General features: G+C 76.0%; 16 protein-coding genes. 11 read left to right on the top strand and 5 right to left on the bottom strand.

Features of this window, described 5'->3' with window-relative positions; genetic code table 11:
• Nucleotides 1-69: 69 nt before the first annotated feature.
• From O2W14_RS04300 to O2W14_RS04280, 5 genes are all read right to left on the bottom strand, one after another.
• Nucleotides 70-387, bottom strand: coding sequence for an STAS domain-containing protein (locus O2W14_RS04300; protein ID WP_269174842.1), 318 nt, complete (start codon nt 385-387; stop codon nt 70-72).
• A gap of 102 nt (nt 388-489) precedes the next feature.
• The gene (locus O2W14_RS04295; protein ID WP_269174841.1) at nt 490-891 is read right to left on the bottom strand and encodes a VOC family protein; all 402 of its coding nucleotides are present in this window, start codon (nt 889-891) and stop codon (nt 490-492) included.
• A 73-nt stretch (nt 892-964) separates the two neighbouring features.
• Nucleotides 965-1,600, bottom strand: a complete 636-nt coding sequence (locus O2W14_RS04290; RefSeq protein ID WP_269174840.1) for a class I SAM-dependent methyltransferase — start codon at nt 1,598-1,600, stop codon at nt 965-967.
• Nucleotides 1,601-1,641: 41 nt separating this feature from the next.
• Nucleotides 1,642-3,447: a glycosyltransferase gene (locus O2W14_RS04285; protein ID WP_269174839.1), complete on the bottom strand. Its 1,806-nt coding sequence runs from the start codon at nt 3,445-3,447 to the stop codon at nt 1,642-1,644.
• Complete coding sequence (locus O2W14_RS04280) at nt 3,444-4,658, bottom strand: glycosyltransferase (protein WP_269174838.1); 1,215 nt, start codon at nt 4,656-4,658, stop codon at nt 3,444-3,446. The genes O2W14_RS04285 and O2W14_RS04280 overlap by 4 nt, the downstream gene beginning before the upstream one ends.
• Nucleotides 4,659-4,781: 123 nt before the next feature.
• On the opposite strand from O2W14_RS04280, the gene O2W14_RS04275 reads away from it, so the two are divergent.
• Genes O2W14_RS04275 through tyrS form a run of 11 tightly spaced genes read left to right on the top strand, consistent with a single transcriptional unit; the run spans nt 4,782 to nt 16,362 of the window.
• On the top strand, nt 4,782-5,855 hold the full coding sequence (locus O2W14_RS04275) for a glycosyltransferase family 9 protein (RefSeq protein WP_442928825.1): 1,074 nt from the start codon (nt 4,782-4,784) through the stop codon (nt 5,853-5,855).
• Nucleotides 5,852-6,901, top strand: coding sequence for a glycosyltransferase (locus tag O2W14_RS04270; RefSeq protein ID WP_269174836.1), 1,050 nt, complete (start codon nt 5,852-5,854; stop codon nt 6,899-6,901). The genes O2W14_RS04275 and O2W14_RS04270 overlap by 4 nt, the downstream gene beginning before the upstream one ends.
• Before the next feature lie 50 nt (nt 6,902-6,951).
• Nucleotides 6,952-7,992: an N-acetyl-gamma-glutamyl-phosphate reductase gene (gene argC, locus O2W14_RS04265; protein WP_269174835.1), complete on the top strand. Its 1,041-nt coding sequence runs from the start codon at nt 6,952-6,954 to the stop codon at nt 7,990-7,992.
• Complete coding sequence (gene argJ, locus O2W14_RS04260; protein WP_269174834.1) at nt 7,989-9,140, top strand: bifunctional glutamate N-acetyltransferase/amino-acid acetyltransferase ArgJ; 1,152 nt, start codon at nt 7,989-7,991, stop codon at nt 9,138-9,140. The genes argC and argJ overlap by 4 nt, the downstream gene beginning before the upstream one ends.
• Entirely contained in the window at nt 9,137-10,231 is a 1,095-nt protein-coding gene (argB, locus tag O2W14_RS04255; protein ID WP_269174833.1) for an acetylglutamate kinase, read from the top strand. Before argJ ends, argB begins: the two co-directional genes overlap by 4 nt.
• Nucleotides 10,228-11,430, top strand: coding sequence for an acetylornithine transaminase (locus tag O2W14_RS04250; protein ID WP_269174832.1), 1,203 nt, complete (start codon nt 10,228-10,230; stop codon nt 11,428-11,430). The genes argB and O2W14_RS04250 overlap by 4 nt, the downstream gene beginning before the upstream one ends.
• A complete protein-coding gene (gene argF / locus O2W14_RS04245; RefSeq protein ID WP_269174831.1) occupies nt 11,427-12,374 on the top strand; it encodes an ornithine carbamoyltransferase in 948 nt (315 codons plus the stop codon). Before O2W14_RS04250 ends, argF begins: the two co-directional genes overlap by 4 nt.
• Nucleotides 12,350-12,925: an arginine repressor gene (locus O2W14_RS04240; RefSeq protein WP_269174830.1), complete on the top strand. Its 576-nt coding sequence runs from the start codon at nt 12,350-12,352 to the stop codon at nt 12,923-12,925. The genes argF and O2W14_RS04240 overlap by 25 nt, the downstream gene beginning before the upstream one ends.
• On the top strand, nt 12,922-14,376 hold the full coding sequence (gene argH, locus O2W14_RS04235) for an argininosuccinate lyase (RefSeq protein WP_269174829.1): 1,455 nt from the start codon (nt 12,922-12,924) through the stop codon (nt 14,374-14,376). Before O2W14_RS04240 ends, argH begins: the two co-directional genes overlap by 4 nt.
• Nucleotides 14,340-15,038 carry a DNA-3-methyladenine glycosylase gene (locus O2W14_RS04230; RefSeq protein ID WP_269174828.1) on the top strand — a complete coding sequence of 233 codons (699 nt, stop codon included), beginning with the start codon at nt 14,340-14,342 and terminating at the stop codon, nt 15,036-15,038. Before argH ends, O2W14_RS04230 begins: the two co-directional genes overlap by 37 nt.
• A 19-nt stretch (nt 15,039-15,057) precedes the next feature.
• A complete protein-coding gene (gene tyrS / locus O2W14_RS04225) occupies nt 15,058-16,362 on the top strand; it encodes a tyrosine--tRNA ligase (RefSeq protein WP_269174827.1) in 1,305 nt (434 codons plus the stop codon).
• The last annotated feature ends 289 nt before the right edge of the window (nt 16,363-16,651 follow it).

Here is a 16,651-nt window from a genome sequence, read left to right as displayed (position 1 = left end):
TCCTGCCCGGTCAGCACGCCGGCTGCCGCCCGTGCCCCGGCGCGGCGACGGTCCACCGCGGCCCGCCGGTCAGAGGACGGCGGCGAAGAGCCGCTGCACCCCGGCGATCTCGACCATCCGCTGCACGGTGTGCGAGGGGCGGCGCAGCTCCGGGACCCGGCCCGACCGCCGGGTGGCCTCGGTGGCCCGGACCAGCAGCCGCAGCCCCGGGCCGTCGAGGAAGGTGGCCGCGGACAGGTCGACCGCCACCGCCGGCCGCCGGCCGGGGGAGGAGGCGGCGTCGTAGGCGGCGACCACGAGGGAGTCGACCTCGCCGCGCAGCCGGAGCACCGGCCCGCCGTCCTCGTCGACCAGGTCGATGCCGCCGGGCAGCTCGGTGGTCTGCATGGTGTCCCTCCCCCTGGCCGGCACCGTCCGCCGACCTCGCGCCCACCCTGCCCCGGGGGTCTGACAGTTCCGCTGGCGTCGCCTGCGGACTCGCTGGAAGCTTCAGGCCGCCGGCGTCGCGCCGACGACCCAGACGGTGTTGCCGTCCGGGTCGCGCAGCGCGAAGGTCAGCGGCGCGCCCGGGAAGGGCTCGGGCGCCGGGTCCAGGTCGACGTCGCCGCGCGCGGCCAGCCGGGCGTGCTCGGCGAGCACGTCGGTCGAGTCGACGCCGATGGCGCCACCGCTGGGCCGCCCGTCCGTCGGGGGCGTGAGCGCGAGCCGGGCGGCCGACCCGGGCGGGGCGACCTCCAGCCAGCGGTGCTCGCCCTGCGCGCCGAACCGGACGTCGGCGCGGACCTCGAAGCCGAGGACGTCGGTGTAGAACGCCAGCGCCGCGTCCTGGTCGTGGACCGGGAACATCGCCGTGGCCAGCTGGGTGAGGGTGGTGGTGCTCGTCGTGGTCATGCAGGGGAGACCGGCCGGCGTGGCCGGACTCATCGGTCGGCGGCTGTCCGGGGAGGACGTGTCGGCGAGCAGGTCACCGGGGTCCCGGGACCGGGTGGGCGGGCTTGCGCCAGACCAGCGACCACCGCCACAGCAGGTGCCGACGCCACCGGAGGCCGGGGAGCAGCCCGGTGGCCAGGGCGCGCATGCCCGCGTGGGTCTCCGGCGGCGGCCACACCCTCGGTGACGGGTGCTCCCACACCGGCGTGCGCAGCCGGTGCAGCTGGTGGGCCACCACCCCGGCGCCCTCCCACAGGACGTCGTGCGGCAGCCGGCTGCGGGCCAGGCCGACCACGACCAGCACGCCGCCGGGCCGGACCAGCGCGGCCATCGCCGTCAGCCCGGCCCGGGCGTCGACGTGGTGCAGCGTCGCCATGCTGGTGACCAGGTCGAAGGTGCCCGGCGCGAACGGCGGGTCGAGCAGGTCGCCCACCACGTGGTCGGTCCCCCGGCCGCCCTGCGCGCGGGCCGCGGCCACCCCTGCCTCGTCGCGGTCCAGGCCGACGACGTGGTCCACCCGGCTGCGCAGGGCCCGGGTGAGCTGTCCCTCCCCGCAGCCGACGTCCAGCGCCCGGGCGCACGGACGCGGGACCGCGGCCAGCACGACCGGGTGGTACGCGATGTCGTGGTCCCACCGGAGGTGGTCGGCGACCGGGGCAGCGGCGGGCACCCCGGCATCCTCGCCGACCGGTGCGACCTCCGGCGGTGGCGTCAGCGGGCGATCGAGCCGAACAGCTCGACCAGCCGGTCGGCGTGCGCGTCGAACGTGTACCGCTCCCGCACCGCCAGCGCCGCGCGGCCGCCCGCCCGGGTGGCCAGCTCCCCGGCCAGGACGTCGGCCACCCCGTCGGGGGAGTCGTGGAACAGGCCGGTGCCGTCCTCGCGCAGCACCCGCGCCACCGAGACCAGCTGCCCGGGGTGGTCCGGTTGCAGCAGCGGCAGCCCCGCGGCCAGGCAGACCGGCAGCCGGGCGGGGGAGTTCAGGTCGTCCCAGCTGGCCCGGCGCAGCTCGCCGCCGTTGTCGCTGGGCAGGCGGTGCAGCCAGCCGGCGTCGTAGCGGGACAGCTCGGTCACCCAGCTCTCGGGACCCACCGCCGGGTGCACGTGCACGTGGTCGGGGGCGGTGGCCAGCGCCTCGTCCAGCCAGCTGGTCCAGGAGCCGGTGGGGCCGGGCGCCCGGACCCGGCCGTAGAGGTGGGTGTGCACCCCGCGCCGGGCCAGCTCGACCAGCCACTCGCCGTCCAGCCCGGCGGGGCGCCCCACGACGACGGTGTGCGGCTGCCCGTCGGCGTCCGAGAGCTTGGGGCTCAGCGGCGCGTCCAGCCAGTCGCGCTTGGGCAGGTCGCCGTCCAGCACCCCGAGCCGGGCCGGGTCGACCCGGCCGCGCAGTGCACCGGCGAACCAGTCGCGCTCCTCCTCGGTGGCCAGCAGACAGGCGTCGGCGCCGGTGACCAGGTCGGCCAGCAGCGGCCACTCGCCGCGCACCATGCTGCGCTGCGGCGCCTCCTTGAAGTGCCAGACGAACGGGACGTCGGGGAACGCGGCGCGCACCGCGTGCGCGAACGGGACGGCGCGCCAGTTCAGCTGGGCCCACACGACGTCGGGGGCCAGCGCGGCGACGCCGTCGCGCCAGGTGTCGCGGTCCAGGTCGGGCACGTGTCCGAAGGGGAGCGGCCCCACCGTGGAGTCGCCCAGCCCGTCGGGGGTCCACAGCCCGGTCAGCCGGTGCCCGCGCTCGCGCAGCGTCAGCACCCGCTCGGGGTTGAAGGCCAGCTCGCCGACGACGAGGACCGACAGGCCGTCGGGCTCGGGGTACGTGCGGTCGCGGAAGCGGGCGTAGCGGGCGACCTCGTCGACGTCCCCGCTGTCGGTGGAGGCGAAGCGCAGCGGCTGCGCCACCCGGTAGCGGCTGCGGAAGACGTTGAGCCCGCCGTCGGTGGACTCCCGGATCGCCCGGGAACGCTGCCCGGCGTGCCGCGTCCAGGTGCAGGTGACCCGGCCGGTGTCCGCGCTCGGGCCCGAGCCGGCCAGCCGGTGCCAGTACAGCCGGTCGAGGTCGTCGGCCTCCAGCTCGGCGCGCTCGGTCCACCGGTGCCCCGTGCGGCGGTGGGCGACCTGCACCAGCTGGGCGTAGGGGGTGCCCGCGGGCTCGGTCAGCCCGCTGCGCACCAGCACCACCGCAGGGTCGGCCAGGCACTCCAGCAGCGCGTCGAGGTGGTCGGGCGCCCACACGTCGTCGGCCGGCAGGTAGGCCACGACCGGCGCGGTGGTCGCGTCCAGGCCGGTGTTGAGCGTGGCGCCCAGGCCGCGGTTGTCCGGCCGCGCCAGCAGCCGGACGCGCGCGTCGGGCAGCGCGGCGACCACGGCGGCCACCGCCTCCGGGTCGGGGGAGCCGTCATCGACGACGACCGCCTCCCAGTCGGTCACCGTCTGGGCCAGCAGCCCGTCCAGGGCGCGGGGCAGCCACGCGGACTGGTCGTAGACCGGGACCAGGACGGCGACCCGGGGACCGCTCACGCGGGGACGGACAGCGCCGGTTCGCCGCCCCGCACCTGTCGGTAGACGTCGGCGACGCGCATCGCCAGGTGCGGCCACGCGTAGTGCCGCGCGTTGTCCCGGGCACCGGCGGCGAGCCGGGCGCGCAGCGCGTCGTCGGCGACCAGCCGGTCCAGGGCGGCGGTGAGGGCGGGCACGTCACCGGGCGGGACGAGCAGCCCGGTCTCCCCGTGCCGCACGACCTCGGGGATCCCGCCGACGTCGCTGGCCACCACCGGCAGGCCGGCCACCATCGCCTCGACCAGCACCGACCCCATCTCCTCGTAGGCCGAGGGCAGCACGAGCAGGTCGAGGGAGGCGAGCACCCCGGGGACGGCGGAGTGCTCGACGAAGCCGCGGGTGCTGATCCGGTCGGCCGCCGGGCTGGTGCGCACCAGCCGGTGCACGCGGTCGCGCTCGGGACCGTCGCCCACCACGACCAGGTCGGCCTCCTGCTGCATGGCGCCGAAGGCGGTGACCAGCAGGTCGGCCCGCTTCTGCGCGGCGAGCCGGCCGACGTAGCCGATCCGCGGCCGGCTGCGCGGGGCACCGCCGGCCGGCACGTCGAACACCGCGGGCTCGAAGCCCGACGGGATCGTGCTGATCCGCTCCGCCGGGACGCCGTCGGCCTGCAGTGCCGCCGCGGTGCGGCCGGTGAGGACGACGACGGCGTCGGCCCGGCGCAGGGTGCTGCGCTCGATGCGCCCGCCGACGGCCCGGACCATGCGGGCGTGCAGCGAGTGCCCGGTCAGGGTGTGCCCGACGCTGCAGTGCACGGTCACCACCAGCGGGCAGCCGTGCCGCCGCGCGGCGAGACGGGCCAGCAGCAGGGTCGCGAGGTCCTCGCCCTGGTGGCCGTGCACCACGTCGACGGGGCCGGTGGCCCGGGACAGCGCGCGCGGCAGGGCGGCCAGCGCCCACAGCTGGCGGGCGCGCCGGGTGCGCACCCCGGTGCGGTGCACCAGCGCGCCGAGCCCCTGCCGGTCGGACCGGCGCGGCCCGCCCAGCCGGGAGGTGAGCACCGTCTGCCGGTGCCCCTGCGCGTCCAGGCACCGGGTCAGCGCGGCGGTGTGGTTCTGCATGCCGCCGATCGGGTCGAAGCGGGCGGTGCGGGCGTCGAGCCCGTCGCCGTCCGGACGCGTCCCGGAGCCGGCCGGGGGTTCGAAGACACTGCACAGGCGCAGGACGTGCACCCTCCCCACCTCCACCGATGGTCGACCCGGCTGCTCCGGTCGGTTGCGCGCAGTAGAACACGGACCACCGGCCGGACGCCCGGTGCGGAGCCCGCCGGGCGGGGGCCCGCGACGGCAGGCAGGATGCCCTGCGTGCTCCCGCCGCTCGCCGACCCCGCCGTCCGCCGGGTGGCGCTGGTGCGGCTGCGGGTGGGCCTGGGCGACCTGCTGTGCTCGGCCCCGGCGCTGCGCCGGCTGCGCGAGTTCCGGCCCGACCTGCACGTCACGCTGATCACCTGGCCGGAGATGGCCGGCGTCGTCGGCCGCTACGCCGACGACGTCGACGAGCTGCTGCCGTTCCCCGGCGCCGACGGCATCCCCGAGCGGACGCCGGACCCGGCCGGCTGGGCACCGTTCCTGGCCGCCGCACGGGAGCGGGACTTCGACCTGGCGCTGCAGGCCTACGGCGACCGGCCCCCGGCCAACGCGGTGACCGCGGCGCTGGGCGCCCGGCTGGTGGGCGGCTTCGCCCCGACCGGCTGGGACCCGCCCCCGGGCACCGGGGACCTCCACCTGCGCTACCCGCTGGACCTGCACGAGGCGCAGCGGCACTTGCGGCTGCTCGAGCACCTGGGGCTGCCGGCCGGGCCGCCGCCGGCGATGCACTTCCCGCTCACCGCCGCCGACCGCGCCGAGCACGCCGACACGCTGGCCGCCACGGGGCTGGCGCCCGGCCGCTACGTCGTCCTGCACCCGGGGGCGTCGGCGGCCACCCGCCAGTGGCCCACCGAGCGCTACGCGGCGGTCGGCGACGCGCTCGCCGCCGACGGCTGGGACGTCGTCCTCACCGGGGTGCCCGGCGAGCGGGGGATCAGCGCCACGGTGCGGGACCGGATGCGGGCGCCGGTCACCGACCTGACCGGCGCGACCAGCCTCGGCGGGCTGGCGGCCCTGCTGGCCGACAGCGCGCTGCTGATCGGCAACGACACCGGGTCCGCGCACCTGGCGGTCGCCGTCGGCGCGCCCAGCGTCACCGTCTTCCTGCCCGGGGACCCGGTGCGCTGGGCCCACGCCGGTCCGCGGCAGCGGGCGGTGGTCGCCGACGTGCCCTGCGCGCCGTGCCCGCACCTGGTCTGCCCGATCGACTTCCGGTGCGCGGCGTCGGTGCGGGTCGCCGCCGTGGTGGCCGCGGCCCGCGAGCTGCTGGTGACGACGTGAGCCGCCGGATCAGCGTCGTCGCCGACTCCGACGCCTGGGGCGGCGCCGAGGTCTACCTGACCCACCTGCTGCGGGGCGCGGCCGACTCGGGCTGGACGGCGTCGCTGGTGGTCGCCGAGCCGGTGGCCGACGGCTTCGCCCGCAGCGTGCCCGGGGTGCCCACGGCCGTCGTGCCGCTGGTCCGCCACCGCGCCGACGCCCCCGAGGTCGCGGCGGCGCTCGCCGCGCAGCGGCCCGACGCGGTGCTGGTGAACCTGGTCGACCCCGGCTCCAACGCCGCCGCCGTCCGCGCCGCGCTGGCCACGGCGCCCACCGCGGGCGTGCTGCACCTGCCCGGCGACACCGGCGCCGGCGAGGACCGGCGCGCGCTGGCCGACCTCTACGGCCGGCTGGGGCTGGTGCTGGGCACGTGCCAGGACGCGCGCGCCCAGGTGGTCACCGAGCTGGGCGTCGCACCCGAGCGCACCGGCGTCGTCCCGAACGGCGTGCACGTCCCGGCGGTCGCCTCCGGGCCGGCCGGGCACACCCCGCCGCGGCTGGGCACCTTCGGGCGGCTCACCGCGCAGAAGGGCTTCGACGTCCTGCTCGGTGCGGTCGGCCGGCTGGTCGCCGAGGGGCGCGCGTTCGACGTGGTGATCGGCGGGCACGGCCGGGACGCCGACCGCCTGCGCGCGCAGGCCGCCCGCCTGCCGGTCACCTTCACCGGCTTCGTCGACGACGCCCCGGCGTTCCTCGCCGACCTCGACCTGTTCGCGCTGTCCTCCCGCCGCGAGGCGCTGCCGCTGGTGCTGCTGGAGGCGATGGCGGCCGGGCTGCCGTGCGTCACCACCGCCGTCGGCGACGTGGTGCCCGCGGTGGGGGAGGACGCCGTCGTCGTCCCCGTCGACGACGAGGCCGCGCTGGCCCGTGAGCTCGGTGCCCTGCTCGACGACGCCGGCCGGCGGGCCGACCTGGGGGCGCGGGCCCGCGCACGGGCGGTCCGGGAGATGGGGGCCGACCTGATGGCCCGCCGGACGTTCGCCCTGCTCGACCGGCTCCTGGACTGACCCGCCGGGCGCCTCCGTACAGCTATGCACGACAGTGTATGGTCATGCAGGTGAGCAGCGGACAGACGTGGACGGTCGGGGTCACCGGCGCCACCGGGTACGCGGGCGGTGAGGTGTGCCGGCTGCTGGCCGGGCACCCGCACCTCCGGCTGGCCGGGGTGCACGCCAACACGAGCGCCGGCCGACGCCTGGGCGAGCTGCAGCCGCACCTCACCCCGTACGCCGACCTGGTGGTCCAGGCCAGCGACGCAGCCGACCTGGCCGGCTACGATGTCGTCGTCCTGGCCCTGCCGCACGGGGAGTCCGCGGCCATCGCCGCGCAGCTGCCCGACGACGTCCTGGTCATCGACTGCGGCGCCGACCACCGGCTCAACGACCCGGCCGCCTGGGCGCGCTGGTACGGCAGCGAGCACGCGGGCACCTGGCCCTACGGGCTGCCGGAGCTCCCCGGGCAGCGCGAGCAGCTCGCCACCGCCCGGCGGATCGCGGTCCCCGGTTGCTACCCGACCTCGGTCACCCTGGCGATGGCCCCGGCCCTGGCCGCCGGCCTGGTCACCCCGGACGTCGTGGTCGTCGCCGCCAGCGGCACCAGCGGCGCCGGCAAGTCGGCCAAGACGCACCTGCTGGGCAGCGAGGTGATGGGCTCGGCCAGCGCGTACGGCGTCGGCGGGGTCCACCGGCACACCCCGGAGATGGTGCAGAACCTGTCCCAGGCTGCCGGTACGGACGTGACCGTGAGCTTCACCCCGACCCTGGTGCCGATGAGCCGGGGCATCCTCGCCACCTGCTCGGCGCCGCTGACACCCGGCGTCGACGCCGCCGCCGCCCGCGCCGCGTACGAGCAGGCCTACGCCGACGAGCCGTTCGTGCAGCTGCTGCCCGAGGGCCAGTGGCCCACCACCGCCGCGGTGCTCGGCGCGAACACCGTCCAGCTGCAGCTCGCCGTCGACCCCGACGCCGGCCGGCTGGTCGTGGTCGCCGCCGTCGACAACCTCACCAAGGGCACCGCCGGTGCCGCGCTGCAGTGCGCCAACCTGGCCCTGGGCCTCCCCGAGACCACCGGTCTCCCGCTCGTCGGAGTCGCACCGTGACAGTCACCGCCCCCGCCGGTTTCCGCGCCGCCGGCGTCGCCGCCGGGCTCAAGACCTCCGGCAACCCCGACGTAGCCCTGGTCGTCAACGACGGCCCCGAGGACGTCGCCGCCGCCGTCTTCACCACCAACCGCTTCCCGGCCGCGCCCGTGCTGTGGAGCCGCCAGGTGCTCACCGCCCAGCGGCTCAAGGCGGTCGTGCTGAACTCCGGCGGCGCCAACGCCTGCACCGGGCCGGAGGGGTTCGGTGACACCCACGCCACCGCCGAGCACGTCGCGGCCGAGCTGGGCATCGGCGCCGGCGAGGTCGCGGTGGCCTCCACCGGGCTGATCGGCGTCCGGCTGCCGATGGACAAGTTGCTGCCCGGCGTCACCGCCGCGGTCGCAAAGCTGTCCGCGGACGGCGGCACCGCCGCCGCGCAGGCGATCATGACCACCGACTCGGTGCCCAAGACCACCGTGCAGCGCGGCGAGGGCTGGACCGTCGGCGGCATCGCCAAGGGCGCCGGCATGCTCGCCCCGAGCCTGGCCACGATGCTCGTCGTCCTCACCACCGACGCCGTCGTCCCGCCGGAGCTGCTGCAGAGCGCGCTGGCACAGGCGACCGGCGTGAGCGTCGAGCGGGTCGACTCCGACGGCTGCCTGTCCACCAACGACACGGTCATCGCGATGGCCAACGGCGCCAGCGGGGTCACGCCCACGGCCGAGGAGGTCACCGCGGCGCTGACCGCGGCGATGACCGACCTCGCCATGCAGCTGCTCGCCGACGCCGAGGGCTCCACCAAGGACATCGCGATCACCGTCCGCAACGCCGCGAGCGTCGCCGACGCGCTGACCGCCGGCCGGGCCTGCGCCCGCAACAACCTGCTGAAGACGGCGCTGTTCGGCAACGACCCGAACTGGGGCCGGGTGCTCGCCGCGATCGGCACCACCGACGCCGCGTTCGAGGCCGACCAGGTCGACGTGACCATCAACGGCGTCACCGTCTGCCGGAACGGCTCGATCGGCGACCCCCGCGAGGGCGTGGACCTCTCCGGCCGGGCGATCGCCATCGAGGTCGACCTGCGGGCCGGCACCGAGGAGGCGACGATCTGGACCAACGACCTCTCGATCGCCTACGTGCACGAGAACTCGGCGTACTCGACGTGAGCGGCGAGCCGAACCCCGCCGAGGACGACGACGTGACCACCGCCCAGGACCCCACCCCGCCCGACGTCGCACCCGACGAGACCGCACCGGAGGAGCCCGTGCCGGGGACCGCCCAGGACCCCACGCCCCCGGACGTCGCCCCCGACGAGGTCCCGCCGCGGCGGATCGGCACCCACCGCGTCATGCGGGTCAACGACCCCGAGGGCGATGCGGCCAAGGTCGCCGTCCTCACCGGGGCGCTGCCGTGGCTGCGGGAGTTCCACGGCAACGTCGTGGTGGTCAAGTACGGCGGCCACGCGATGGTCGACGAGGAGTGCCGCCGCGCGTTCGCCGAGGACATGGTCTTCCTGCGGACCTGCGGCATCCTGCCCGTCGTCGTCCACGGCGGCGGCCCGCAGATCAGCGCCATGCTCAACCGGCTGGGCATCAGCAGCGAGTTCCGCGGCGGCCTGCGGGTCACCACCGAGGAGACGATCGACGTCGTCCGGATGGTGCTCACCGGTCAGGTGGGCCCCGAGGTCGTCGGCCTGATCAACTCCCACGGCCCGCTGGCGGTCGGCCTGTCCGGTGAGGACGGCGGCCTGTTCACCGCCGAGCGCACCGCGGCCGTCGTCGACGGCGAGCCGGTGGACGTCGGCCTCGTCGGTGACGTCGTGGCCGTCGACCCCGCCCCGGTCACCGCGCTGCTGGACGCCGGGCACATCCCGGTCGTGGCCACCGTGGCCCCCGACGCCTCGGGCCAGGTGCACAACGTCAACGCCGACACCGCCGCCGCCGCGCTGGCCGTGGCGCTGGGCGCGGTGAAGCTCGTCGTCCTCACCGACGTCGAGGGGCTCTACGCCAACTGGCCCGACCGCGACTCCCTCGTCGAGCAGATCGACGCCCGGGAGCTCGCCGGGATCCTGCCCGACCTGGACGCCGGGATGATCCCGAAGATGGCCGCCTGCCTGCGGGCGGTCGAGGGCGGGGTGAAGCGGGCCACCGTCGTCGACGGCCGGCTGCCGCACGCGCTGCTGCTGGAGATGTTCACCACCGAGGGCACCGGGACGATGGTCGTCCCGGCCGACACAGACGAGGGGGCAGCACCATGACGACGCACACCGCATCGACGCACACCGAGGAGCTGGCCACCCGCTGGTCGGCGGTGATGATGGGCAACTACAAGACCCCGCCCGTGGCCCTGGCCCGTGGCGCGGGCGCCACCGTGTGGGACGTCGACGGCCGGGAGTACACCGACCTGCTCGGCGGCATCGCCACCACGATCCTGGGCCACGCCCACCCGGCGGTGGTGCACGCGATCACCGCTCAGGCGCAGCTGCTGGGCCACGTGTCCAACCTGGCCATGCACGAGCCGGAGCTGGTGCTCGCCGAGCGGCTCATCGAGCTGGCCGGCCGGCCCGGGCGGGTCTTCTTCGCCAACTCCGGCGCCGAGGCCAACGAGGCGGCGTTCAAGATCAGCCGGCTGACCGGCCGCACCGAGGTCGTCACCGCGCTCGGCTCCTTCCACGGCCGCACCATGGGCGCGCTGGCGATGACCGGCCAGCCCGGCAAGTCCGGTGCCTTCGCCCCGCTGCCCGGCGGCGTGCGGCACGTGCCCTACGGCGACGCCGACGCCCTCGAGCTCACCGACGCCACCGCGATGGTCCTCCTCGAGCCGATGCTGGGCGAGGGTGGCGTGCTGCCCGCCCCGCCCGGCTACCTGGCGGCGGCGGAGTCCGCGGCCCGTTCGGTCGGCGCGCTCTCCGCCCTCGACGAGGTGCAGACCGGCACCGGGCGCACCGGCACGTGGTTCGCCCACCAGGCCGACGGTCTGACCCCCGACGTGGTCACCCTGGCCAAGTCCCTGGGCGGTGGCCTGCCGTTGGGCGCCACCCTCGCCTTCGGTGCCGCCGCGGACCTGATGACGGCCGGCACGCACGGCTCGACCTTTGGTGGCAACCCGATCGCCGCCGCGGCTGCGCTCGCCGTGCTGGACACCATCCGCGACGAGGGGCTGCTGGAGCGGGCCAAGGAGATCGAGCACCGGTTCACCGCCGGCATCGAGGGCCTCGGGCACGCCGGGGTCAGCGGCGTCCGCGGCCGGGGCGCGCTGCTCGGCGTCGTCCTCACCGCACCCGTCGCCGCCGCGGCGGAGGCGCACCTGCGCTCCGCCGGCTTCCTCACCAACGCCGTCGCGCCCGACGTGATCCGGCTGGCCCCCTCGCTGGTGGTCACCGACGCCCAGATCGACGCGTTCGTCACCGCGCTGCCCGCGGCACTCGACGCCGCCCTCCAGGAGACCGACTCGTGACCCGCCACTTCCTCGCCGACGACGACCTGACCCCCGACGAGCAGGCCGAGGTCCTCGCGCTGGCCGCGCAGCTCAAGGCCGGCCGGCACACGGCAGAGGCGCCCACCCCGCTGCGGGCCGCCAACGGCGCGCCGCGCACGGTGGCGCTGCTGTTCGACAAGCCCTCCACCCGCACCCGGGTCAGCTTCTCCGTGGGCGTCACCGAGCTCGGCGGCCAGCCGCTGGTCATCGACGCCGGCAACAGCCAGCTCGGCCGGGGGGAGTCGGTGGAGGACACCACCCGGGTCCTCGACCGCCAGGTCGCGGCCATCGTGTGGCGCACCGGCGCGCACGAGCGGATCGAGCAGATGGCCGCGGTCAGCCGGGTGCCGGTGGTCAACTCCCTCACCGACGACTACCACCCGTGCCAGATCCTGGCCGACCTGCAGACCGTGCTCGAGCGGCGCGAGAAGCTGGCCGGGCTGACCATGAGCTACCTCGGCGACGGGGCCAACAACATGGCGCACTCCTACCTGCTCGGCGGCGCGCTGGCCGGCATGCACGTGCGGATCGGCTCGCCGGAGACCTTCCAGCCCGACCCGGCCGTGCTCGCCCGGGCTGCGCGGATCGCCGCGGACACCGGGGGATCGGTGCAGTGGACCGCGGATGCGGCCGCCGCGGCCGACGGCGCCGACGTCCTGGTCACCGACACCTGGGTGTCGATGGGCCAGGAGGACGAGTACGCCGCGCGCAGCGCACCCTTCCTGCCCTACGCCCTCGACGAGCCGGCGCTGGCCCGCGCCGCTGCCGACGCCGTCGTCCTGCACTGCCTGCCGGCCTACCGCGGCAAGGAGATCGCCGCGGCGGTGATCGACGGACCGCAGAGCGCGGTGTGGGACGAGGCGGAGAACCGGCTGCACGCCCAGAAGGCCCTGCTGCTGTGGCTGCTCGAGCGATCGGGGTGACCACGGCGCTGACCCGCTCGGCCCGGCACGCCCGGATCGCCGAGCTGATCACCGCCGGGCCGGTGACCTCGCAGACCCAGCTGGCCCGGCTGCTGGCCGAGTCCGGCGTCGACGTCACCCAGGCCACGCTGTCGCGGGACCTGGAGGAGCTCGGCGCGGTCAAGATGCGCGGCTCGGACGGCGCCCCGGCGTCCTACGTGCTCCCCCCCGAGAACGCCCCGCTGCGTCCGGCCCAGTCCGCGCCGGCCCGGCTGACCCGCCTGCTGGCCGAGCTGCTCACCAGCGCCGAGGGCAGCGCCAACCTCGCCGTCGTCCGCACGCCCCCGGGGGCGGCACAGTTCCTGGCCTCCGCGCTGGACAAGGTCGGCCTGCCCGACGTGCTGGGCACGATCGCGGGGGACGACACTCTGATGGTCGTCTCCCGCGCCCCCGACGGGGGCCCGGCCCTGGCCGACCGGCTGCGCGCGCTCGCCGAGCGCGCCGCCGCCGCACCGGCACCCCAGGGCCCGGACACCGACCTGGACGACGACGTGGAGGAGAGCGCACCGTGAGCGAGGCCAGCGGCGAGAACACCGGAGGCGGCCACACCCGGCTGTGGGGCGGTCGTTTCGGCGGCGGGCCCTCGGCGGCGATGGCGGCCCTGTCGAAGTCGACCGACGTCGACTGGCGGCTCGCGCCCTACGACCTGGCCGGCTCCCGTGCTCACGCCCGGGTGCTGCAGCGGGCGGGGCTGCTGAGCGTCGACGAGCTGGCGCGGATGATCGGCGCGCTCACCGAGCTGTCCGCCGAGGTCGCCGCCGGCACCTTCACCCCCGTCGAGGCCGACGAGGACGTGCACGAGGCGCTCGAGCGCGGCCTGCTGGAGAAGCTGGGCGAGCTCGGCGGCAAGCTGCGGGCCGGCCGCAGCCGCAACGACCAGGTCGCCACCGACCTGCGGCTGTACCTGCGGCACAACGTCCGCGCCCTGGTCGCCGAGGTCGCCGCGCTGGAGAAGGCGCTCATCGGCCTGGCCCTGCGCTACCGCGACGTCGCGGCACCCGGGATGACCCACCTGCAGCACGCCCAGCCGGTGCTCATCGCCCACCAGCTGCTGGCCCACGCGCACGCCTTCTCCCGCGACGTCGAGCGGCTCTTCGACTGGGACAAGCGTGCCGCGGTCAGCCCGCTGGGCTCCGGCGCGCTCGCCGGCTCGTCGCTGGCGCTGGACCCCGACGCGGTCGCCATCGAGCTCGGCTTCGACCGGGCGGCGGACAACAGCATCGACGCGGTCAGCGACCGCGACTTCGCCGCCGAGTTCTGCTTCGTGGCGGCCCTGCTGGGCGTCCACCTCTCCCGCCTGGGCGAGGAGGTCGTGCTTTGGACGTCGACCGAGTTCGGCTGGGCCCGTCTGGACGACGCCTGGGCCACCGGGTCCTCGATCATGCCGCAGAAGAAGAACCCCGACATCGCCGAGCTGGCGCGGGGCAAGGCCGGCCGGTTCGTCGGCAACCTGACCGGGCTGCTGACCATGCTCAAGGGCCTGCCGCTGGCCTACGACCGCGACCTGCAGGAGGACAAGGAGCCGGTCTTCGACTCGATCGAGCAGCTGCTCCTGCTGCTGCCCGCGGTCACCGGCATGATCGCCACGCTCACCCTGCGGCCCGAGGTCATGGAGGCCTCGGCCCCCCAGGGGTTCGCCCTGGCCACCGACGTCGCCGAGTGGCTGGTCTCCTCCGGCGTCCCGTTCCGGTCCGCCCACGAGATCAGCGGCGCGATGGTCGCCTACTGCGAGGAGGCCGGCCTCGAGCTCGACGAGCTGGACGACGAGCAGCTGGCCGGGATCGACGAGCGGCTCACCCCGGACGTGCGCTCGGTGCTGCACGTCGACGGTGCGCTCGCCGCCCGCCGGGCCCGCGGTGGCACCGCTCCCGAGCGGGTCGCCGAGCAGCTGGGCTCGTTGGCCGAGCAGGCGCGCCGGCACACCGAGTGGTCGACGCTCTCCCCGGTGGCGGCGGCGCTCTGAGCCCGCCGGACCACCCCCTCGACCGGCCCGGGCCGGGTCCCCTCCTCACCGAGGCGGACCTGCTCGGGCCGGTCGACGTCGTGGGTCGTGCGCTGCTCGGCTGCTGGGTGGTCACCGACCGGCCCGAGGGCCAGGTGGCGGTGCGGCTGACCGAGGTGGAGGCGTACTCGGGGGAGGGGGAGGACCCCGCCTCGCACGCCCACCGCGGACCGACCCCGCGCGCGGCGATCATGTTCGGCCCACCCGGCCGGCTCTACGTCTACTTCAGCTACGGCGTGCACTGGTGCGCCAACGTCGTCGTCGGCCCGGCCGGTCGCGGGTCGGCGGTGCTGCTGCGGGCCGGGGAGGTCGTGGTGGGGGAGGAGCTGGCCGCAGTCCGTCGTCCCGCCGCGAAGGCCCCGCGGGACCTGGCCCGCGGCCCGGCGCGGCTCACCCAGGCGCTGGCCATCGGCCCGGCCGACAAGGACGCGCACCTGCTGGAGGCCTCCTCGCCGGTGCGGCTGCACCGGGGGACGCCGCCGGCCGACGTCTCGGCCGGGCCCCGGGTCGGCATCACCAAGGCCACGGAGCTGCCCTGGCGCTTCTGGGAGACCGGCGCGACCTCGGTCAGCGCCTTCCGCACCGGGGGGAAGGCCCGGCACCGCCCCGCGCCGCCCGGGTGATCAGGCAGGATGGGCAGTCGTGACCGACGTGATCGACGAGCTGCACCGCCGTGGGCTGATCGCCCTGAGCACCGACGAGGACGCCCTGCGCGCCCACCTCGCGGAGGGCCCGGTCACCTACTACTGCGGGTTCGACCCGACCGCGGCCAGCCTGCACGTCGGGCACCTCATCCAGTTCATGGTGCTGCGGGCCCTGCAGCGGGCCGGGCACCAGCCGATCGTGCTGGTCGGTGGCGCCACGGGGTTGATCGGTGACCCCCGGCCCACCTCCGAGCGGGTGCTCAACGACCCGGCGCAGGTCGCCGAGTGGGTCGACCGGATCCGCCGCCGGGTGGCGCCCTTCCTCGACCGTCCGGCCGCCGAGGACGGGCACCGGGCGCCGGTCTACGTCGACAACCTCGAGTGGACGGCGCCGATGTCGGCGATCGAGCTGCTCCGCGACCTGGGCAAGCACTTCCGGGTCAACCGCATGCTGGCCAAGGAGGCCGTGTCGGCGCGGTTGAACAGCGACGCCGGCATCAGCTACGCCGAGTTCAGCTACCAGATCCTGCAGGCCAACGACTTCCGAGAGCTGCACGGGCGGCACGGCTGCACGCTGCAGACCGGCGGCTCGGACCAGTGGGGCAACCTCACGGCCGGCATCGACCTGGTCCGCCGCACGGAGGGTGCTTCGGTGCACGCCCTCGGGACGCCGCTGATCACCACCGCCGACGGCAAGAAGATCGGCAAGACCGAAGGCGCCACCGTCTGGCTGGACCCCGAGCTCACGTCGCCGTACGCGTTCTTCCAGTACTGGCTCACGCTGGACGACGTCGACGCCCGCGCCTGGCTGCCGCTGTTCTCCGAGCGGCCCGCCGAGGAGGTCGCGGCGCTCGTCGCGGAGTCGCAGGAGCGGCCGGCCTCCCGGGCCCCGCAGCGCGCACTGGCCGAGGAGCTCACGGCACTGGTGCACGGACCGGGGGAGCTGGCCCAGGCCGAGGCCGCCGGCCGGGCGCTCTTTGGCCGGGCCGAGCTCACCGAGCTGGACGCCGCCACGCTCGAGGCGGCGCTGCGGGAAGCGGGCGCCGTCGAGGTGGACGACCCGGCGGTCCCGGTGTCCACGCTGCTCCAGGCGGCCGGCCTGGCGTCCTCCCTGTCGGAGGCCCGGCGCACGGTCAAGGAGGGGGGCGCGTACGTGAACAACGTGCGCGTCACCGACGCCGACTCGGTGCCGGCGGCGGGGGAGTGGCTGCCCGGTGGGTGGCTGGTCCTGCGCAAGGGGAAGCGCAGCGTGGCGGGCGTGCACTGCCCGGCAGCCGCGTCCGCTGGTGGCTCCGGGGCCTGATCCCGGCGCTGACCTGGGCACTCGGCGCGTGTGAACGCCGGGTGTCGAGCACGTTCCGTCCAGGTGGCGCGCGTCACCAGGGCCCGGGTTTGACACCGCCGCCAGAGCCACGTAACTTTCTCTTTGCGCCGGGAACGACCGCGAGGCCGGGCCCGAAGCGCCGAGCAGGACAACACAAGCTGGCAACGACGATCCGAGAGGGTCTGGTTTGCTGCGCGTCCGCTCCTTGAGAACTCAACAGCGTGCCGAAAGTCAGTGCCAAGTAACAAATCCCCATGCGATGTCTTCG

The sequence above is a fragment of the Modestobacter sp. VKM Ac-2986 genome (genome assembly GCF_026967795.1).
Classification (GTDB): Bacteria; Actinomycetota; Actinomycetes; order Mycobacteriales; family Geodermatophilaceae; genus Modestobacter.
The sequence above is the reverse complement of the archived record's forward strand: the minus strand, read 5'-3'. Positions and strand labels throughout refer to the sequence as shown.

Bases quoted from the DNA above. Each gene is read 5' to 3' on its own strand.
- O2W14_RS04300 (WP_269174842.1), bottom strand. From the start codon at position 387: ATGCAGACCACCGAGCTGCCCGGCGGCATCGACCTGGTCGACGAGGAC.
- O2W14_RS04295 (WP_269174841.1), bottom strand. From the start codon at position 891: ATGACCACGACGAGCACCACCACCCTCACCCAGCTGGCCACGGCGATG.
- O2W14_RS04275 (WP_442928825.1), top strand. From the start codon at position 4,782: ATGCCCTGCGTGCTCCCGCCGCTCGCCGACCCCGCCGTCCGCCGGGTG.
- O2W14_RS04250 (WP_269174832.1), top strand. From the start codon at position 10,228: ATGACGACGCACACCGCATCGACGCACACCGAGGAGCTGGCCACCCGC.